We start from the raw sequence: 20,763 nt of genomic DNA, 5'->3' as shown, positions 1-20,763 counted from the left end.
AACTACTATCAATCAACCTGAAGAGAGAAGATTATGACAGCCAAGAAACTTCCGGATAATTACCACCTGCTTTTCTCAGCATTGGTTTCCGATGCGCTTGATGCAGTGGGCGTGCGCGATTGCGCGATGCCTTCCCATATACGCCCACTTGATGAATCCCTTCAGCTTTGCGGACGTGCGCGCACTGGAATCTATATGGAGGTCGCTCATGTCGAAGAAGGCGTCAATCCATATGAGCTTGAAATAAAGCTGGTCGATGATCTGAAGGTCAATGATATTGCAGTGCTCGCCTGTGGTGGGTCCGGCAGGATTGCTCCATGGGGCGGATTGCTGAGCACTGCCACCGTAGGCCGAGGGGCTGCTGGCTGCATAACCGATGGCTTTGTTCGCGATATCAAAACAATCCGTGAGCTGAAATTGCCGGTTTATCATGGCGGCATAGCACCACTTGATTCCAAGGGGCGTGGTCAGATCATGGCCATCGATGTTCCGGTAATCTGCGCCGGCGTGCGCGTGAAATACGGTGACCTGATCATTGGTGATGCTGACGGTGTCGTGGTCGTGCCGCAAGAAATCGAGGATGAGGTGCTGGCTGTCGCGTTCAACAAGCTGGAGGGGGAAGATCGCTCAAGCTCGGAGCTTCGCAGTGGCGGCTATCTTCGCGATGTCTATGCGCGATACGGCGTGCTTTAGAACGAATTGCAGTCCCCGGTTACGGGTGTTCGACAAATAAAGCAGTATCACCTCGTCGGGATGCGCTTCAGATTATCGATATGCGGACATGAAGGCGCTGTGATCGCGTCTTGGCACTTCCGGCAGCCAGCTGTCCTTGACTGCTGCCGGAATTGTTCCCAGAGAGGCATGATATGCAGAGCAATCGAGACGACAAACTTCAACAAGCGCTGCCACTATTAGAGCAGCTACTTGGTGATCGGGTCACCACCGCTCATGCTGAGCGAGACAGGCATGGACGAGGAGAGGCCTATCACCCCGTCTCCCCACCCGATGCGGTGTGTTTTCCTCGTTCAACCGCAGAAGTCGCGGAAATTCTCCGCATATGCCATGCAATTGAGTTGCCCGTTATAGCTTTCGGTGCAGGTACTTCGCTCGAAGGTCACGTTGCAGCGCTGCACGGAGGATTAAGCGTCGATCTTTCCCGTATGGATGCGGTACTTAATGTCAGCGCTGGCGATCTCGATGCTACAGTTCAGGCAGGGGTTACCCGGCAACAGCTAAATAGTTACTTGCGTGATACCGGACTTTTCTTTCCAGTAGACCCCGGTGCTGAGGCGACCATTGGTGGTATGGTTGCCACCAGAGCATCCGGAACAAATGCTGTGCGTTACGGCACTATGCGCGAGAATGTCGTGCGACTAACCGTTGTACTGGCTGACGGTCGCATCCTGCAAACAGGAAGCAGGGCGAAAAAATCTGCAGCAGGCTATGATTTGACGCGCCTGTTTGTCGGTTCCGAAGGTACGCTCGGTATCATCACCGAAATCACTGTCAGATTGCATGGTCGCCCGGAGAGTGAAGCAACGGCCATATCTGCGTTTCCTACGACACAAGCGGCAGTTTCGGCGGCCATTTTGATTGTGCAGTCGGGGATTGCAGTTGCACGAATGGAACTGGTTGATGCCAATGGCATCATTGCTTCGAATAAATATTCGAAAACAACGTTCAACGAGACACCGACACTCTTCTTCGAGTTTCATGGCACGCAGGTTGATGTCGATGATCAGGCTGAACGTGTTCGTAAAATTGTAGTGGAAGAAGGAGCGGCGGACTTCGTGTGGGAACGCGATGTTGAAGCCCGTGAAAAGCTCTGGCATACTCGTCACAACCTACATTACGCTATCAGTAACATGCGCCCAGGTGCCAGATTGTGGGGTACAGATGTTTGTGTCCCGATTTCCCGCCTCGCTGATTGCATAGCACTTGCACTCGAAGACAGCCGCGAGATGCCATTCTATGTTGCAGTTGTGGGGCATGTCGGCGACGGCAATTTTCATGTGACCTATGTCGTTGATCCCGGGAAAGAGGACGAGATGCGCGCCGTTGGCGTGCTGAGCGAACGCCTCGTACTGCACGCCATTGCTGCTGATGGAACCTGTACCGGAGAGCATGGTATCGGCTACGGGAAAATAAAATATATGAAAGCGGAACACGGCGCGACAGCGGTAGATGTCATGCGAACCATCAAGCAGGCACTCGATCCGCTGAACATTCTAAACCCCGGCAAAATTCTGCCCGAAGGTTAGCGCGTATCGATCTGATTAAAGCAGATCAGCGCTCTTGAACATATATTTTCTGGAAATCGGATTATGCGTATAAAGGCTTCGGATCATATGACCCGAAGCCTTTTGGAAAGGCGGGCATCGCGCTAGAGCTCCCGAAAAGTGCGAAGCGGTTTTCGGAAAAAGATGCGTATAAAGACAAATGGATTGAGCATTGCCAATGGTTCAATCAAAACAGGAAATGCTCTAGCCATCTTGTTTGGGCGATGAGGTTCTTGTTTTCTTCAGTACGGCAACAAGTCCGAGCAATGCCACTGATCCGAATGTAAGAAGGGTTGAAACGGCAGCAACAACGGGCGAGACATCGAAATCCAGATCCTCGAAAATTTTGCGTGGCAGAGTTTTGTCGCGCACACTGGAAAGAAAGAAAGACACCACCGGCTCATCGAAGGATACAATGAATGCGAAGATGCCGCCTGCAAGGAGCCCGGGCAGTATCAGTGGTAGTGTGACATGGCGAAATGCGTTCCAGCGAGAGGCCCCGAGACTCATCGCGGCAAGTTCCAGATCCCTGTCCGTGGCGGCAAGAGCAGCAGATACTGTGATGATCACGTAAGGTGCTGCAAGTGTGGTGTGTGCCAGAACGAAGGCTACAGTCGAGCCAGCCATCCCCATTTGCGAGAACATCAGATACATGGCGACACCAACAACGATGTTGGGGGCAATAATTGGCGCAAGCATTCCCATTGAGATCAGTTGTTTCCCCGGCAGGCGTCCCCGTGAAAGTGCCAATGCGACCATGGTGCCGAAAACCGTTGAAATGACGGCTACGGTGATCGCAATCTTGAAGGAAAAGAGGGCGGGCCCAAGCCAGGCAGGGTCCGCAAGAAGCTCCCTATACCAATCAAATGTGAAGCCGCGTGGTGGAAAACGCAGATAACGGTCAGGACCGAAAGAGATTGGTATGACGATCAGTGTCGGCATCAGCAGGAATGCGAGGCCGAAGATGCCCGCCACACGCGTCAACAGGACAGGCAGCGGCAAGCCCGAGAGAATACGGTTCATTATCGTTGATCCAATTGGTTCAGCTTCATGAAGCGGTTAAAAATCGCAATCAATACGAGAACGGCAATGAGCAAGATCGCGGAAAGTGTCGCGCCCCGTGCCCAGTCGAATTTCTCGGTAATTTCATTACTGATTGCCGTCGCAAGCATCATCGTCCGAGGTCCGCCAATGAGAGCGGGTGTCACGAAAGCCCCGAGCGATACAATAAAAACGATCAGGAAGCCCGCGGTAACCCCTGGCCGTGCAAGTGGCCAAATAACATGGCGAAATACTGAACCATGTGAAGCGCCAAGGCTGAGTGCAGCACGCGGCAATTCTTCAGGAATGGCGCGCAGGGATTGATAGATGGGCATGACCATGAAAGGTAGCATCACATGGGCCTGAGCGACGATGACAGCGGTTTCATTGTATAAAAAGCCTATCGGTGCATCCGTGATTCCCGTCCACTGCAGAAACGTATTGAAAACACCATTGCGCTGTAAAAAGACGGTCCATGCAAAACTGCGAACCAGAACACTGGTCCATAGCGGTATCAGCACACATGCTCCAATGATAGTCGCTCCCATAGGGGATGCATTTCTCATCAGGTTCGCGATGGGGAAGCCTATAATCAGAGCCAATGCTGCAACAAGAAAGCTGACCTTGAACGTACGCCAGAAAATGATCAGCGTGAAATCGTCTGAAAGCACGGCTTGATAATGACGAAGTGTGAAATCAGGATCGAACAGGCTGGTTGCTATCAATCTGAGGATCGGCCAGAGAAAAACCACGAGAAGAATGAGTAGCAATGGCAAAACAAGCATCAGGCTTGATGACAGAGACAAGCTTCGACGGTTGGTTTCAGCACTCATTGCGTGGCGCCTTCTTTAAGAAAGCAGGTGGCGCGGCCTGGCTGGACTGACAAGAATACCGTCCCATCGCTCGGAATATTCGCCGCCGCGTCCAGCCCCAGTCGGGCTGCAATACGCACATTGGCTTTTGTCCGGCTGGTGACTACGATTGATGCCCCGGTAAAACTCTTGGAGACGATACTGGCTTCGAATGTTCCCGGCGATGCGTTGGACGATGCGATGATATGTTCCGGCCGCACGAATATCTCGACAGCAGAGCCTTCGTTTACGGAGTTGCCTGAAGGTAATATCGCCTGCACATCGCCGCCGCCATCCAAAGCCACGAGTACAGAGCCGTCTGAGTTTCGTTTTACAGTGCCCGGCAGGCAGCTTGTTTCGCCAACGAAACCTGCCACGAACCGGGTGGTCGGTTCTCGATAAAGCATGTCGGGAGCTGCAATCTGCTCGATCCGCCCATGTGTCATCACAGCAATACGATCAGACATCGTAAGTGCTTCTTCCTGATCATGTGTGACGAATATAATGGTCAAACCCAGCTTGCGTTGCAGTTCTTTGATCTCGATCTGCATCTCTTCCCGCAGTTTCTTGTCCAATGCGGAGAGTGGTTCATCCATAAGCAACAGCGGTGGACGAAAGGCGATTGCACGGGCTATCGCAACACGCTGTTGCTGGCCGCCGGAAAGCTGATCGGGCATGCGATCGGCGAGGCCGGAGAGCCTGACTGTAGCCAGCGCTTCTTCGACAACCGCGTCGGATTCAGCCTTTGCCATACTGCGCATTTTCAAAGGAAAACGTACATTCTCGCGCACACTCATATGGGGAAAAAGCGCATAGCGCTGAAATATGACCCCGATCTCACGCTTGTTCGGTGGTAATGCGGTTACATCCCGCCCACCGATGTCAATCGTTCCGGAGGTTGGAACCTCAAATCCGGCGAGACACATCAATATCGATGTTTTCCCCGAACCACTCGGCCCGAGCACCGACAGAAACTCTCCTGCATCTACTTTGAAATTCGCATTATCAACCGCTGTAACATTGCTTCCATATCGCTTGACCAGATTTGTGATCTCGACCTGGGCACCCATTCTAGACATCAAAATTCTCCGGATTGAGCCTTGTCAGGCACATGAGAGCGGTCCACTCAACGTAGAGCCGTGGGAACCGCTCTAATTCGATTTTCCATAACTGTGATGTTTCTGGATTTATCGACTGAGAAACTCAATCATGCGTTGACGCATTGCAGCATCATTTTCTGCAATCCATTTCCAGTCAGGATCGATTTGTACAGCCATATTGGCCGGGTCTCCGCCACGCGTTTTCCGCTCTTCCGGACTGATCAGATCCAAAGCCTTGCTGTTCGGCGTCTCGAAGGGGAATTCTTTGGAGAAGGCTACGTGTGCTTCAGGGTTGGCGAGGAAGAAATTGATAAATTTGATCGCGCCCTCTTTGTTTTTCGCATTTTTGAGGACAGCCCACATGCCGGTGTCCTTGATGCCCTGATTCCAGGTAAATTTGATAGGCTCGCCGCTGGCGATCAGGGTAGAGGCGCGTCCGGATCCCATCATCGACATGACGACTTCACCAGTACGCAAGATGTTTTGCGACTGGTCAGCGGTCTTCCACCACACGACAATATTGGGTTTGATCTGTTCGAGTTTTGCGAATGCCCGTTCGACGTCGAGCGGGAAGAGCTCGTCCTTAGAAACACCATCGGCTTCAAGTGCAGCAACCAGCAACCAGGGCCAGTAGCTGGCGTCAGGCATTGCGCGGGGGCCAGGGAATTGTTCCACATTCCAGAAATCTGCCCAGTTCTGCGGCTGCTTTCCGTCAGGAAAACTGTCCGTGTTCCAAGCCAACACATTCGCACCCCAGGTGCGCAGGACAGCATGCCCCATGCATGTTCCCTCGATAGCAAATTCTGCCGCGTTCGAGAGCTGATCGCAAGTGATAGGTTCCAGATATTGCGCTTGGGCAAAATTGTCGTTGGGGAGCGCGGTTACGATGTCCCACTCCGCTTCAGGCAGGCTGGCCATTGCTTTGACTTTGGCCCACTGGGCTCCCAGGCCCGATGCCACGGAGATAACTTCGATGCCGGTTTCTTTTGTAAATGGCTCGAAGAAGTTCTTCTTCATCGCCTGTTCGAATACACCGCCGGCTGTTACGACAACGATTGACTTGTCATCCGCAGAAGCTCCGGCCACCCCCAGAAGCAGTCCGGCGGCCAGCACCGCGGATGCGGCAATTCCATGCATATGTTTCCTCATGCAGAGTTCCCCTATTTTTTGAAATGAACCTACTCTTTTCGAAGGTTATATTTAACGTTACATATTGCGTGTTGCCTGTCAATTTCCAATATTAGATGGGTATGTGAGCCAGATTGTTTCTCCATATTGCTTTTTTCTATTTTACGTTATAGTTCCATGGCTTGACGCTACGCCGCTTTGCGTGCTCCCTTGCCTGCAGGTAGAGGTTGCATTCAACAGACAAACAAAAGCGGATATCGCCGCCAGCGTTGAGATGGCTGTTGAGCGGGAACTATGGAAGAAAAGCAAAAATGACATCCGGCCCTGCAGACACAAGAAGACGTCGTGTAACCATCAAGGATGTGGCAGCAGCTGCTGGCGTCTCACCCATGACCGTTTCCAATGTCATTAACGGCAGACACAAGTTCGTCAGTGAAAGCACGCGCAAAACCGTTGAAAAAGAAATCCTACGCCTGAATTATCGCGTGCAAGAGAGTGCACGTGGCTTGCGCATGGCGCAAAGCAGGGCAGTTGGCGTTATTATCGTCGATGAAACGCGCTCATTCTTATCGGATCATTTCAATGCACATGTTGTGGCAGGACTGAGCAACGTCTTGAGCAATCGCGAGCACGCCCTGACACTGCAAGGCATTCCATTGGAACAGTTCAGCAAGTCATTTGCTGTCCGCAATTTTTCCGTAGACGGTTTCTGTGTCATCCTGTCTGGCCCGGAACAAAAACGCCAACAGATCATCGAGGATCTGATCCGTATGGACCAACCTGTTGTGTTGTTACAGGAACCAGCGCGCATCAATGGTGATATCTGCACGATACGACAGGATGACTATCGCGGCGGGCAGATGTTGGCCGATCATTTTGCTGCGCGCAGGTTTAAGCGGATACTTATCATCAGGCCGAAAACGGATTGGCCAGCTGTAGAAGCGCGTATTGCCAGCTTTTCTGCTGAAATCAAGCGGCTGTCTCCAGAAGCGTCCGTTGATATCATCGACTCGCCTTCTGAAGATTTTGATACGGCGCAGAAGGCGCTGACCGAATACCTCGATCATAATCCACTTCCGGAAGCCATTTTTGGTGCCAATGATCGTCTGGCGATAGGCGCGATGTATTTACTTCAATCAAGAGGGGTCTCGATCCCCGGTGAGGTTGCGATTGCAGGCTTTAACGGGTTTGAGTCACGACGCTACGCGCGCCCTTTGATCACGACCGTCATATCTCCCGCCTATGCAATCGGTGAAACTGCCGGGCAGCAATTGCTGGACCGGTTCAGTAACGGTTATTTCAGCGAAGCTGAAATTGTGCTTCCGGTTTATCTCGAGACAGGCGAGACGACATAGAAATTCTTTTCAAAGGCTGCTGAATTAAGCTTTATTACTTTTTGCAAGAAGCCAACTCGTAGATGGAGTAACCGACATGGCGGCCCATCCAGATGATCTCAAAGAGGTATCATGTGATCCCCAGTTGCAGCCTGCTTCTATGAAGCGGCGCAGGTTCTGCTGGCGTGAGTCACGAGGTGGTCGATAACCTTCTCATCCGCTGTTTTTCAGCGAGCCTGGTTTCTCTCAAAGGCGGTGATCTGAGGCAAAAAAACCAATTGTAGGGGGGCACGTTTACTGTCATTACAAATCGAGGGCCGATATCATGAGCTCTACTGCTGACGATATTGGTGCTATAATAGGAATTTCGAAGCGAGATCGCAGATATTCGGCTGCTTCACCGAGAGGGCCTCCACCGATTATGACAGCTTGTGCCCCGTCAAGAACACAAAGGTTTACTGCCTTCTCCAATTCCTCACACAATTGATCGTTGTTGCTGGCAAGCTTTTGCGGATCGCCGAGTGTACAACGTATTCCTGTGTAGAGCTGCATCAATCCAAGACTATCTGCCCGAGCAGCTATTGCATCCGCAAGGTCTGGAGTTACGGTCGCCACGCCAAACTTGCGATCCCTTCCTGCTGCCATGATCATCGAAGCTTCGCAGATGCCGATCACAGGTACGGACAATTTGTCCTGCAAATGTGCGACCCCCGGGTCTCCGTAGGCGCTGACAATCACCCCGGCACATGCGGAGGCATGGTTGATGCCAATTTCTATAACCTGCGCTGCAGACGCTATCAGTTGTGGTTCATTGGTGATCATTGGCGGACTGCGGTCGGCCGTGGCGGCTTCAAGCTGAAGCCGCCCTGCGGCCGTGCGCCGCGCAATACTAAGCATCATCTCCGTCGTGGCTTCTGAACTGTTCGGGTTGATCAGCAAAACATAAGGAGACAATGCCATTATTGTTACGCCTGTTCTTTCGCAGTTTTAAGTGTTGTTGGGTGTGGGGTATCTGCTTCCGCAGGCTGAGTCAGATCCTCCATGGAACGACGATAGGTCTCTGGTCCGAGCTGGATGCAGAATGCAAAGACGGCGTACATCGATGCCGCCAGACTAAACACACCAATCATTCCGAAACTGTCAAACAGTGCTCCGGCAATGGTTGGAACGAAGGAGCCTGCCGCTGAACCGCTCGCCAGGATCAGAGCCACACCGAAACCGCGGATACGGGTCGGATAAAGTTCCGGCGCATAAATCCAGATTGAGGTATTGAGAAGCAAGACGAAAAATTGGAACACCGCGCCGAAGAAGAGCACTAAATACAGGCTTGTTCCAAGATAAATGATAGCAAGTGCCGCTACGCACGCACATACCGAACCCAAAGTGAGAACTTTCTTACGCGGGAAATAATACCCGAAGGCCGACGCTGCAATCGCGCCCAGAACGCTGCCGCTTTGGATAATCATGCTGTAAAGAAGGCTGCCTGAAAGCGTATATCCCATTGAGATAAAAATCATGGGCATGAGCGTCAGAACGGATAGCTGAGCGCCGTAGCTCATGAGGATGGCAATCGCCACCGGGATAGTGCGGCCGATAAATGGAGGGTGGAAAAGTTCCTTCCAATTGCCTTTTGTCGGCTTGACTTCGCTCGCTTCCTGCGTGGAAAGATATTCTTTCACTTTCAGATTCCTGGGCCTCAATGTGCCCGACGCCAAAATTGAAAGTACTTTGTTGGCTTCCTCGATCTTGCCTTGCGAGGCCAGAAAGCGTGGGGTTTCAGGAACATAGCGTCGGAAAAAAACCACGAGGAAAGCAGGAATTGCAAGAACAGCGAACAGCCAACGCCAGCTGTTTTCCCCAGGGAATAGTGTGAATACCAGCAGACCGAACGCGGGAGCAAGGAAGTTCCCAAACCCACCAGCGCCTACATTGACAAGTCCTGCAGCTGTTCCACGAAATTTCGGTGAGCAGAATTCGGCCAACATTGTCACCGCTGTTGAAATTTCTCCGCCTACACCAAAGCCCACAATCGCACGCGCCACGCACATCCATCCGAAGCTTGGCGCGAGAGCACACAAGGCTGAGCCAAGAGTAAATAGCAGCAGATTGATGCTGAGCATCACACGCCGGCCATAACGATCTCCGAGAATACCGGACAACAGACGACCCGCAGCAGCGCTTGCAAATGTGATTGTGTTCAGAAAGCCGATATCTGTTCCCGACAGACCCCATTGTTCCCGTAGGATTGGCCCAACCAGGCCAATGGTGTTTTGTTCGAAGCTATCGAAGAGACATCCAATCAAAACGAGTAGCAGAATTTGCTTGTGGGCACCCGTGACACCAATCGTCCCGAGGGCCTCCTCCATCTGCCGGTTTGCTGGCGACGTTGCGCCAGATTGTATCATTTGTTCCCCTGCCATAACGGTCTAACTCCTTTGTTCAGCCGTATGAAATTATTTTTTCATATTGAAGCACAGGAAAATCAATTTTGACAACAATTTTTTTATTATTTGAAATCAAATGGATAGTCGAGCCAGTGTTTGATCAAAAAGAATGCACTCTCCTTGAAAATCTGCTAATAATTCAGGCAATCTGAAAACTGGATTTCAACTTACACTCATGAATGCTGCCCCACGATCATTCCTCTCGCGTGTGAGAGATGTACTCAAGGATCTGCCTCCAGCGGAGAAGAGACTGGGCGATTTCGTCTGTGACTTTCCGGGCGAACTTGCAAGTTATTCAGCTTCCGAACTTGCATCTCTCGCCCATGTATCCAATGCGACGGTCACCCGATTTGTTCGCCGTTTGGGTTATGAGTCTTATGAAGAATCCAGAAGACATGCGCGGGAAGAAAAGCAGACCGGCTCACGCCTTTTTCTGTCCAGCGTGACAGATCAAACCGAAGGACAATCTCTTGCAGCACATATTGGTCAGGGGATAGCGAACCTTGAAAAAACGTTTCTGTCTATTCGCGATGCTCAGATTGATGCCGTAATTGAAATACTGTTAACAACCCGCAAGACCTGGGTTATGGGTTTTCGCAGCAGCCAGCCCTTTGCCTCATACCTGCAATGGCAGATGATGCAAGTTGTCGACAATATTGTTGCAGTCCCTGGCCCGGGACAAACATTGGCCGAGTATATAGCTGCAATCGCACCGAATGATCTTGTAATTGTTTTTGCGCTTCGCCGACGGGTTGCAAAGATGGACGACATCCTTTCGGTGATCGAAAAACGGGGCGCAAAGCTACTCTATATTACTGACGAAGGTGCCCCATTGCGTTCGTCAGCACAGTGGCATTTTTATTGTCAAACCCTCGCGCCGGGGCCACTGTTCAACCATGTTGCCGTGATGGGGCTTTGCCACCTACTGGCGACGCGAGCCATTGAAAAAGCCGGTGTTGCGGGCCGAAAACGACTAAGGGACATTGAAGCATTCGGGGATGTCTTGGAGGAACTTTAGTCATTATTTGGCAAAAACGCGGTGCCGCGTTACACGATAGGTAAGCGCCAAAGATAATTATTGGATAAGTTCTCAATTATAAGAGTATTAGAGCAGTGAGTTTTCGGGAATCTTAAATATGTTTGCCACAATGAATTTGGATCAGCAGACAATGTTTACGATCAACGCTCTTTTGCTCGTGGTTTTCGCCATCGCTTTTTCATTCGCGGGGCTTGGAGCAAAGGATCGCACTTACTGGCTTTATATGGTGGCTTCAAATATCGTTCTTGCTGTTGCCTTTTTTATGTTTTCTCGAGAAATGGGTGGAAGCGCCAACAGCATTATCCTGCCAAATTTGCTGCTTTTTGTAGGATTGAGTTTCCGCTGGATCGCAATCCGCGTATTTTTTAGCCATTCTGTGCCGTTGAAGGTTATAACCTTAATTCCTCTGGCAGCGTCTTGCGCCTTCCTATTGAGACCCCTGTTAGGTAACGGCCCCGTATTCGGTGTCATCAATCTGTTGATTGCGATGCAGATCCTCGCAATTATCTGGACTATTGTCTTCGAAAAGGAAGATCTAAAATCCAGGTGGGGCTTATGCATTAGTTATGCGGTGCTCGTTCTGTCTTCATTTTTACGTACTTTACAAGGATGGATATTCGATCCCTCCATGGACTCCTTGTTACCCGTAGATATCTTTTTGCAACTTAATCTCATTGCTGCGGCCATCCACATTAGCGCGAGTGGAGCGTTTTCCTTATTGATCGCTTACGAGCGTAGTGTGAACAACCTGCGGGAAATAGCGTTGCGTGATCCTCTGACAGGTCTTCTGAACAGATGGAGCATTGAAACTTTTTCAGATTCTATGCCGGGAACAAAAAAAACCAGCCTGGTGTCGGTCATCATGATCGACATTGACCATTTCAAGTCGATAAATGACACATATGGTCATTCTGCCGGCGATGCTGCTCTCAAGCATTGCGCGAAGGTGCTCAAAGAAACCTTCAAGGAAAATGGTATGATCGCAAGAGTGGGCGGTGAGGAATTCATGATCCTTGCTCCAGGGCTACCATCCGGTTCAAGTGCAGACCTGTGCGAGATTTTTCGAACAAACCTTGCCGCACGGCCTTTTAGTCACAACGGCATACCTGTTCCGTTTACGGTGAGTATCGGTATTTATTCGGGTTACATGAAAGAGCGCACAGAACTCGATATATTCTGGGAGAATGCAGACAAGGCGCTTTACAAGGCCAAATCGCTTGGCCGGAACAAGACTGAACTCTTTGAGGAAAATGATGCTCTCCTCTGATGCAGCCAGAACGCTTTAAGCTTTGAGTTCCACATTGGCGAATCGAGGCGAAGTGATACGCTTCACGCTGTAAGCGTCTCTGTGAGAGTGTTGTCATTTGGCAACGTTTTGAGGAAATCAACGACGATTATCTGTGCAGAGGAGCCTTCTTGAAGATGCGCCTGGCGCTGAATATGACCGAAAAACATGACATTAAGACGCAACTTTATGATTTTGGGTGGTTAGGCCACTTGGAAATCATCTAAATATCTATGCTTGCAAGGTAATTTGGCTGCTCGTAGGAAATACACAGCCGATCAATTGTGATCGCCAGAAGCGAAATCTGTTTCCTTATGACCGCAAGAACGGACGAAATTGCAGCGTTATACGTTGCTGAACATGACAGGCTTGAGCGACAGATATGTCGGCGGGTGGGATGTCGTGCAACCGCATGCGATTTGGTTCACGACATTTTTCTGCGTATCTGGGAGAAGGCGACAGAACGTAAGGGCAATCAGTCGGCCTATCTGACGCGGTGCGCTCGAAATGCAGCAATTGACCATGCACGCTCTGAACGCAGCCGCGCGAAATTCGTAAGTGGCGTATTGCCGGAGCAATATGCTGCCGATCCGGCTACCCCTCTCGAGATACTGGCAGTCCGACAAGAACTCTGCAGCATTGATGAAATGCTGGCAACTCTTCCAAAGCAGACACGGCATATCTTCCTTCTTAACCGCATTCACGGCAGAAGCTTTTCCGAAATAGCTGCTGTACTGGGCATTTCGCAGCGTGCCGTTGCGAAGCATATGGCAAGAGCGGTTGCAGCCTGTGATAAGATCACTTAACGATCCACGCTGATTACAGTAAACAGAGAAGCGCGTGTTTTTGCGGGTTTCGTCAAGTCAGGTTTACAGGAGCCTATGAGTTTTAACGACCATTTGCCACCAAACACTGCCGAGGCCGCAATCCGAAAAGCCGCGAGGGAGTGGTTTGTGGCTCTGCTTGACTCACCATCGGCCGCTAAGCAAGCAGAATTTGATAACTGGCTCCGATCCGATCCCGCCCATTATAAAGCGTATCAGGCTGTTGAAAGCACATGGCATGCAACGGAGCGGCCGGGAGAAATACTTGCTGCAAGGGAAGCCGAAGAGCTTTCCGTTTATCTTCGGGCGATGGACCGGGCGAAGAAACAAACAAAGACATTTCGCCGTTTGTCAACGCTGAGTGTGATCCTCCTGTTGTCGCTGGCGGGCGGGGTATGGCTGGAGCGCCCCGGTCTGCTTGAGGACCTTACTGCCGACTATACGACGGTCCGGGCTGAACGTCGTACGATTACAATGGAAGATGGATCAACGATTGAGCTGGACGCCGACAGTGCGTTGTCTAGTGAATATGCACAGAATGAACGACGGGTAAAACTGATACGGGGAGGGGCTTTCTTTAGCGTCGTTCCTTCAACGATCCCTTTCATAGTGGAAGCTGCAAGCGGGGAAGTTCGTGTGTTGGGTACGCGCTTTGACGTCAGGCTCAGCGAGGATGGAGCTTCAGTGACACTGGAGCACGGCCGAGTAGCTGTAAGCATGGCGAACCAGACTGACACAGCTGTTCTCGATCCCGGCCAGCAGGTTCATTTTGGTGCAGCGGGAATAGATCCGGTCCGCATGGTTGATGTATCTGATGCGCTCGCCTGGCGTGACGGGAGATTTGTCTTTTACCGGGCCCGCTTATCAGACGTTGTTCGGGAAATTGAGCGTTATCGTAAGGGTCGTGTTGTCATCGCGACGTCAAAACTTGCTGATGAGCTTGTAACCGGAAGCTTTGTCTTGTCTGAACCGGATGCTGCGCTTGCCTCGCTTCAGGCAAGTGTCGGTTTTCGGATGAACACGATCGCTGGTCGACTGACCATTCTCCACCCTTGAAATTCCGATGGCCAAATAAAAAGGCGTTCTCTGGAAAAAATATGAATCCGGGGTTCAGTGATTGACCGTCTCATCCGTGAACGTATCAGAAGCACGGATGAGGCTGGCATTGACTGCCATCCGCGCTCGAAAATGTTCAAGCGTGAGAAGGGCAGGCGGAAATGATGGTGTACGGGGTTCGTAGGGTAAGCTTTGTTTTGGCGGCAGCACTGTTGGCAGCGACAAGCAGTGTCTCAATTACTATTGCGCAAGCCCAACAACAGTCAGCCCAACGTCAGATCAGTTTCAACATTCCCGCCAAGCCCGTTACACAGGCAGTCAATGATATTGGCCGGGTTGCAGGCCTGTCGGTTGTGTTTCGCGAAAACCAGGCCATTACTGCATCAGGTCGCGCTGTGCGGGGCACTATGACCGCCGAAGCCGCTCTTTCGATGCTGTTAAACGGTACAGGTCTGACGTATCGCTTCAGCAATGCTACGACCGTTCAGATTTTCGATCCATCAGCATCTGCATCGAATGGCGCTGCAATCTCTGCAGACGGCACGACAGTTCTGAATACAATTACAGTTGAAGGAAATTCACAAAGTGCTTGGGGACCCGTTGACGGTATAGTTGCGACGCAAAGCTCGACAGCGACCAAAACTGACACGCCATTGATCGAAACCCCGCAATCAATATCGGTGATCACGCGCGACAGAATGGACGTGCAGGATGTTAACCGTTTGGACGAAGCTGTGCGCTACACGGCGGGCGTTCGATCTGATTATGGTGGTGCAGTTGTCGCTGCCGATAATATTTTTATCCGAGGACAGTACATAAACACCTATACCGATGGCCTCCGCGAAACGCCGTTCAGTTATTTCGGTATCATGGCGACCGAGCCCTTTGCGGTTGAGCGTGTTGAAGTCCTGAAAGGTCCGGTCTCGGTTCTATACGGACAGAACCAACCGGGGGGCATGATTAATCTGGTTACGAAGCGGCCAACTGACTTTGCGCGTGGCGAAGTTCAGACATCGATAGGGACAAACAATCACAAGCAGGTTGCGGTCGACGTGAGCGGCCCGCTGAATGACGAAAAGACTGTTCTGGGTCGGTTCGTGGCATTGGGTCGTCTGGCTGATGGGACTGTCGACTATACAGACGACGATCGGTTGCTGATTGCGCCAAGCATCACGTTTAAACGCGATAAAGAAACACAATTGACGCTTTTTGGCTCGTATCAGCGTAACAAGGCATTGGCAGTCACTAATTTCCCTTGGGCTGCGGTCAACGGATCGAGCCCTTTTGGTCGGATGCCAATGCATCGGTTTCTTGGTGAAACCGGATTTGACGCGGAAACGCAGGAAAAGGCGAGTTTTGGTTATGAATTCTCGCATCAGATCAACAGCAACATCTCTTTCAAGCAGAATTTCCGATATTCCAATTTCGAAAATCAGGAAAACTATCTGGCGAGGAATAGTGGGCTTCTCTATAGCGACGTCACGGGTGGTGCGACGGCCATTGCACGCAACTGGCAGTTCCGACATGCTTTTGGCGACACTGTGGGTTTAGACAATCAGTTCAATGTGAAAGCAGAAACGGGTCCATTTGAACACAATGCGTTGTTCGGATTTGATTATGCCTGGAGCCGGGCGACCCGTGATGAAAAATGGGGTACCGGGCCCCGCATCGAGAATATCTTCTCTCCGCAATATGGAAGCCCAATAGACTTTTCGTCTTGGAACTCGTGGGTGAATGGTCGCACAACGACCAGTCAGTACGGTCTCTATGCGCAAGACCAGATAGCCTATGACAAGTGGCGTCTGACTGTGGGTTTGCGACAGGATTGGATCAACGCCAAGGTTGACGATCTCTGGGATGGCGACACTGGCACCTCGTCGCGGCCGAAGTCTGCCACAGCACTGCAGGACAGCAGCTGGAATGCGCTTACGGGTCGGGCAGGACTTACCTATCTCTTTGACAATGGAATTGCTCCCTACATCAGCTATTCGGAATCGTTCAATCCCGTCGTTGGCGAAGATAGGTTCGGCACTGCTTTTGAACCGGAGAAAAACCGACAGTATGAAGTTGGCGTCAAATATCAGCCCGAGGGTTGGGATGGGTTCTTTACAGTCTCCGCATTTGATCTCACTCGTACAAACGTCACAACCGCAGATCCGGACGATCTGACCAAGTCAGCGCAGATTGGCGAAGTTCGTACGCCGGGGCTTTGAATTTGAAGCAACCGCTCAACTCAGTGATGGCCTTAGTCTGATCGGCGCTTACACCTACCTTGACTCGAAAGTCACCAAAGCCACTGCCGAAGGCAGTTATGCGACTGAAGGCAAGCAGCTCATTCGCATACCCAATCACATGGCCTCGGCATGGCTCGACTATGAAGTACAGTCCGGAGTTCTCGAAGGATTGGGAGTTTCCGGAGGGGTGAGATATACAGGATCGTCGTGGGGGGACGCTCTTAATACTTTCAAAACACCGTCCTACACGTTGGTTGATGCCGCTCTGCGTTACGATTTTGGCAAGAAAAATCCTGAGCTCGAAGGCCTGACGGCCAAAGTCAACTTCACTAACCTCTTTGATAAATATTATGTTTCGAGCTGTTTCTTCACGCTCGCCTGTAATGTTGGCGAAGGGCGCAGTGTTGTCGGTACACTTCAGTATAAGTGGTGAGTATGGTCCTACACCAAAATGACGGCGAATTTTTCGCCGTCAGTTTCCGTCGGCATTGGGTAAATTCTTGATATGCTTCTCAACAGGCGTATAGTTCTGAGCACGATTGCCACTCTGCTTCTCAGTTCGAGAGCGTCTGGTGAGGCGATCACACGTGAGAGAGTCATTGCGCTCGACTGGGCGTCGGCTGAGACTCTTTTTGCTCTGGGTATCCAGCCTTTGGCCATCACGGAGAAAGCCCGGTTCCAGAGTTATTTTGGAGATACACTGGCTGCACAGGAGGTTCTGGATCTGGGGCCACCGTGGGAGCCCAACCTTGAACTCATCGAAATACTCAAACCCAGTCTGATTTATACGAGCAACTATACCCACCTGATACAGTCGCAGCTGATGAAAATCGCACCAACTGAGGTTTCGGATCTTCACGGCGGGCGTCGGGATCAAATGCAGCGCTGTGTCGATTTTGCTGTTAAGATTTCAAGAAGGCTTCCCTCCTCAGCCACATCTGATCGGCTAACATCACTGGTGAGTGGTTTAAAGCGCACGAAAGACATGCTGCGTTCCACAGATCGGCGCGACGCGGTATGCATATATCTTCATAACAATGCTCGTTTCGCAAATGTATTCGGTCCTGGAAGCTTTCCGGGAAATGTACTTGAGCATGTTGGCCTTAAGAATGGCTGGCGCGGTCCCTCGAACGACAATGGCTTTGCTTATGTCGGAATAGAGCGACTTGCTGCGCTAAAAGGCACGCGGTTATACATCCTTGGAGATGGCGACGTTACGCGCGTAACGCTTCGTAAGCTAGAGTCCAGTACAATCTGGAACGCCATCCCGGCAGTGCAACAACAAGAAGTGGTGTTACTCCCGAATATCCCGATGTATGGCGCTCTTTCTACGGCTGTAAAACTGTCTGAGCAGCTCGTGGCAGGTATCAAGCCTGATCAGAATGGGCGTATTTGAAGTGCGAAGCGCAGCGGGGGTTGGATTTCAGCGTGGTGCAATATTAAAACTGACGATTGGGCTCTCGATTTTTGCAGCAATTCTCAGCTTTATCAGTTTGAATCAGGTGCTGCCATACGAGCAATGGTATTCAGCCCTCAAAAACGATCATGCATCTGAGATTCCGGCAATCCTGTTTTCTTATGCTTATCTGCCGCGTATCGCAGTGAGCATTCTGGCAGGTGCAGCCCTTGGGCTATCGGGATGTATTTTCCAGCAAGTTTTACAAAATCCATTGGCTGAGCCGACCACTTTAGGCGTTTCTACCGGCGCACAATTGGCTCTTGTCCTATCCATGCTCTGGTGGCCCGGATCCCTTGAATATAGCCGCGAGAGCATTGCGATCGCCGGATCCCTTTTTGCTGCCTGCCTCGTTTTTATAATCGCCGGGAGGGACGGCCTCTCTTCAATATCGTTGATCATGGCAGGTCTTGTCGTCAATATGACGCTTGGCTCGCTGGCGGCTATTACAACGCTCTTCAATCATGAGTTCCTGTCCGAGCTTTTTGTCTGGCAATCGGGTCGGCTTGAACAGGATGGATGGCAACAGGTTCAGTTTCTCGGTACCAGGCTTGCGCTTGCGTTGGTGATCGCTTTGGCATTCTTACGGCCCCTTAGTCTCATGGAGATTGGCGAGGAAAGCGCTTTGGGATTGGGCTTGCGAGGTGCCTGGGTAAGGCCTCTTATCTTGCTCGTTCCGCTTCTGTTGGCAGCAAGCGTTGTTTCAGCAATTGGGGTCATCGCATTTATTGGTCTGGCTGCTCCTGCACTTGCTCGACTGGCAGGTGCACGGCGTCTCAGAGAGCGATTAATTGGTTCAGCAATGCTTGGCTCAGCAATATTGTGGCTTGCCGATCAACTGGTTCAGGCGATCCCGATGAGCAGTGCAGTTGTACCAACCGGTGTTGCCACCGCCATGTTAGGCGCGCCGCTTCTTCTGCTTTTGCTTGGGCGAGCCAATACAATATCTGCTCGCCCTCAGCATGAGCGGCTCATCAAGTGGCGTGAACTTTCAAACCCTGGAGTCAAGTTGGTGGGGTTGTTGCTGATATTGCTTCTTCTGATCTTCTTTTCGGCCTGCATGGGGCGTGGGGAACATGGATGGGTTTTTCAGGGGGCAGAACACCTCGACTTCATTGGTCGGTGGCGAGCCCCACGGATCATCTCGTCGCTGGGTGCAGGGCTGCTTCTGGGTTTGGCAGGCGTGTTTGTTCAGCGAATGTTCGGCAACTCCATGGCCAGTCCTGAAGTTCTGGGAATTTCATCGGGTGCGAGCCTTGGAGTAATAACGCTGGTCTTGCTGTTGCCATTATACCAACCTGCTTCGGTGATCGCTGCGGCAGCGATTGGCGCATTAGGTACGACCGGCTTTGTACTGCTGTTGAACAACAGATTTGGATACTCGCCTCAGAGAACAATCCTGTTTGGTGTAGCGCTTGGAACTTTGCTTGGCGCGATATCGGAGTTCCTGATTGCAGGTGGAGGATCGGCGCGCACTCTTCTGCTCACATGGATGTCTGGCTCGACCTATCGCGCTGACTGGGCCACAGCCACATCGGTTTTAGTCGTGGCAGCGGTGGCATTGCTTATTCTGCCATTGTTCGGTCGTTGGCTCGCACTTCTTCCACTGGGTGAAAGCACAGCTCGCTCAATGGGCCTTGATGTAAAAGGCGCGCGAGGACTGATCATTCTGGCCGCTTCCTTAATGACTGCAGCTGCTACTATTGTAGTTGGTCCGCTAAGTTTTATTGGGCTGATGGCTCCCCACATTGCACGGGCTGCGGGCTTCCGGAAAACTATGTCTCAATTGTACGCCGCAGCCCTTTTGGGAGCAATCATTCTTGTCGCTGCCGACTTGCTCGGGCGGCTTATAATTTTCCCATGGCAAGTGCCGGCTGGTTTGCTTTCAGCGCTCATTGGAGGTCCATATTTCTTGACTATGATGTGGAAAAAATCGCATGGCTAGAAAGCTGGACAACCCTTTTGTCGCCAGAATTATCGGAAAGAAGTGGATCTCATCATCGATCATCAGACTTGTGTTTGGTGGGGATGGATTGGCCGGGTTCAAGTCGCTCGGTATTGCAGATGAATGGATACGGTTTGTTTTCCGAATTGGACATACCTACACCACTCGACCGTATACAGTGCGGTACTGGGATGCTCAGACACTTCAAATGACCGTAGATATCATCATGCATGATGGTGGGATTGCAGCGGACTGGGCATCAAGTGCTTTGATAGGCTCACTGATTGAATTTACCGGCCCAGAGGGACGTTACCAACCACCTCATAGCATTTCTTGGGTTCTTTTACTCGCAGACATTACGGGATTGCCCGCAGCAGGGCGGATTATTGAAACATCGCCGCGATCCGTCGTGATCCATTCACATATTTGCCTGCCCGACATGCGGGATATGCAACGCGATCTGGAACACGAGCATTCAAGTCTTATTACGTGGCACAGAGATACGCATGGCGGTCCGGCCGCCGCACCGCTATCGCAGATCGCTAAGAATGTCGTGTTGCCCGAAGGTGAGGGTTATATCTGGATTGCTGGCGAAGCCAATCAGGTCGCAGATGCACGCGCTCATTTTCGCGATGAAAAAGATTTCGACAAGAATAGGATAACAGCCATCGGTTATTGGTTCGAAGGGCGCCCCAGAGAGTAGGGAACCATGCCCACCAATGGCTGTCTGCGGTCAATCCACGTTTT

Annotated in this window: 18 protein-coding genes; 12 read left to right on the top strand and 6 right to left on the bottom strand. The window is 51.3% G+C overall.

The annotated features are described in order from the left end of the window. Positions 1–33: 33 nt before the first annotated feature. On the top strand, positions 34–693 hold the full coding sequence (locus ACSME1_RS20070) for an RraA family protein (protein ID WP_435655692.1): 660 nt from the start codon (positions 34–36) through the stop codon (positions 691–693). A gap of 173 nt (positions 694–866) precedes the next feature. Continuing rightward, entirely contained in the window at positions 867–2,261 is a 1,395-nt protein-coding gene (locus ACSME1_RS20065) for an FAD-binding oxidoreductase (protein ID WP_105707196.1), read from the top strand. 222 nt (positions 2,262–2,483) lie between these two features. Here ACSME1_RS20065 and ACSME1_RS20060 read toward each other — a convergent pair whose 3' ends face one another. The 4 genes from ACSME1_RS20060 to ACSME1_RS20045 all read right to left on the bottom strand — a co-directional run bounded on the left by ACSME1_RS20060 (position 2,484) and on the right by ACSME1_RS20045 (position 6,408). Continuing rightward, positions 2,484–3,302: an ABC transporter permease gene (locus ACSME1_RS20060; protein WP_105707195.1), complete on the bottom strand. Its 819-nt coding sequence runs from the start codon at positions 3,300–3,302 to the stop codon at positions 2,484–2,486. Then, a complete protein-coding gene (locus tag ACSME1_RS20055; protein ID WP_100559819.1) occupies positions 3,302–4,153 on the bottom strand; it encodes an ABC transporter permease in 852 nt (283 codons plus the stop codon). The genes ACSME1_RS20060 and ACSME1_RS20055 overlap by 1 nt, the downstream gene beginning before the upstream one ends. Then, the gene (locus tag ACSME1_RS20050) at positions 4,150–5,250 is read right to left on the bottom strand and encodes an ABC transporter ATP-binding protein (RefSeq protein WP_105707192.1); all 1,101 of its coding nucleotides are present in this window, start codon (positions 5,248–5,250) and stop codon (positions 4,150–4,152) included. The genes ACSME1_RS20055 and ACSME1_RS20050 overlap by 4 nt, the downstream gene beginning before the upstream one ends. A 108-nt stretch (positions 5,251–5,358) precedes the next feature. After that, the gene (locus tag ACSME1_RS20045) at positions 5,359–6,408 is read right to left on the bottom strand and encodes an ABC transporter substrate-binding protein (RefSeq protein ID WP_210202178.1); all 1,050 of its coding nucleotides are present in this window, start codon (positions 6,406–6,408) and stop codon (positions 5,359–5,361) included. Positions 6,409–6,710: 302 nt separating this feature from the next. Between ACSME1_RS20045 and ACSME1_RS20040 the strand changes: the two genes are divergently transcribed. Next, positions 6,711–7,754, top strand: a complete 1,044-nt coding sequence (locus tag ACSME1_RS20040; RefSeq protein ID WP_100559825.1) for a LacI family DNA-binding transcriptional regulator — start codon at positions 6,711–6,713, stop codon at positions 7,752–7,754. 282 nt (positions 7,755–8,036) lie between these two features. Here ACSME1_RS20040 and ACSME1_RS20035 read toward each other — a convergent pair whose 3' ends face one another. Continuing rightward, a complete protein-coding gene (locus ACSME1_RS20035) occupies positions 8,037–8,687 on the bottom strand; it encodes an aspartate/glutamate racemase family protein (RefSeq protein WP_181153658.1) in 651 nt (216 codons plus the stop codon). An 11-nt stretch (positions 8,688–8,698) separates the two neighbouring features. After that, positions 8,699–10,153, bottom strand: coding sequence for an MFS transporter (locus tag ACSME1_RS20030; protein ID WP_181153653.1), 1,455 nt, complete (start codon positions 10,151–10,153; stop codon positions 8,699–8,701). Between the two features lie 199 nt (positions 10,154–10,352). On the opposite strand from ACSME1_RS20030, the gene ACSME1_RS20025 reads away from it, so the two are divergent. From ACSME1_RS20025 to ACSME1_RS19985, 9 genes are all read left to right on the top strand, one after another. After that, entirely contained in the window at positions 10,353–11,195 is an 843-nt protein-coding gene (locus ACSME1_RS20025) for a MurR/RpiR family transcriptional regulator (protein ID WP_105707186.1), read from the top strand. Positions 11,196–11,313: 118 nt separating this feature from the next. Then, positions 11,314–12,483, top strand: a complete 1,170-nt coding sequence (locus tag ACSME1_RS20020; protein ID WP_105707184.1) for a GGDEF domain-containing protein — start codon at positions 11,314–11,316, stop codon at positions 12,481–12,483. A gap of 332 nt (positions 12,484–12,815) precedes the next feature. After that, complete coding sequence (locus ACSME1_RS20015) at positions 12,816–13,307, top strand: RNA polymerase sigma factor (RefSeq protein ID WP_105707262.1); 492 nt, start codon at positions 12,816–12,818, stop codon at positions 13,305–13,307. 75 nt (positions 13,308–13,382) lie between these two features. Beyond that, complete coding sequence (locus ACSME1_RS20010) at positions 13,383–14,381, top strand: FecR family protein (protein ID WP_105707183.1); 999 nt, start codon at positions 13,383–13,385, stop codon at positions 14,379–14,381. A gap of 212 nt (positions 14,382–14,593) precedes the next feature. Beyond that, a complete protein-coding gene (locus ACSME1_RS20005) occupies positions 14,594–16,594 on the top strand; it encodes a TonB-dependent siderophore receptor (protein WP_435655691.1) in 2,001 nt (666 codons plus the stop codon). Continuing rightward, complete coding sequence (locus ACSME1_RS20000; RefSeq protein ID WP_435655690.1) at positions 16,566–17,048, top strand: TonB-dependent siderophore receptor; 483 nt, start codon at positions 16,566–16,568, stop codon at positions 17,046–17,048. The genes ACSME1_RS20005 and ACSME1_RS20000 overlap by 29 nt, the downstream gene beginning before the upstream one ends. A gap of 72 nt (positions 17,049–17,120) precedes the next feature. Further along, entirely contained in the window at positions 17,121–18,011 is an 891-nt protein-coding gene (locus ACSME1_RS19995) for an ABC transporter substrate-binding protein (RefSeq protein ID WP_105707180.1), read from the top strand. Next, complete coding sequence (gene fhuB, locus ACSME1_RS19990) at positions 17,998–20,016, top strand: Fe(3+)-hydroxamate ABC transporter permease FhuB (RefSeq protein WP_105707179.1); 2,019 nt, start codon at positions 17,998–18,000, stop codon at positions 20,014–20,016. Before ACSME1_RS19995 ends, fhuB begins: the two co-directional genes overlap by 14 nt. Next, positions 20,009–20,719 (top strand): siderophore-interacting protein, encoded by a 711-nt coding sequence (locus ACSME1_RS19985; RefSeq protein ID WP_105707178.1) that lies wholly within the window; start codon positions 20,009–20,011, stop codon positions 20,717–20,719. The genes fhuB and ACSME1_RS19985 overlap by 8 nt, the downstream gene beginning before the upstream one ends. Positions 20,720–20,763 lie beyond the last annotated feature (44 nt).

The sequence above is a fragment of the Brucella pituitosa genome (assembly GCF_965577835.1).
GTDB lineage: Bacteria > Pseudomonadota > Alphaproteobacteria > Rhizobiales > Rhizobiaceae > Brucella > Brucella pituitosa.
The sequence above is the reverse complement of the archived record's forward strand: the minus strand, read 5'-3'. Positions and strand labels throughout refer to the sequence as shown.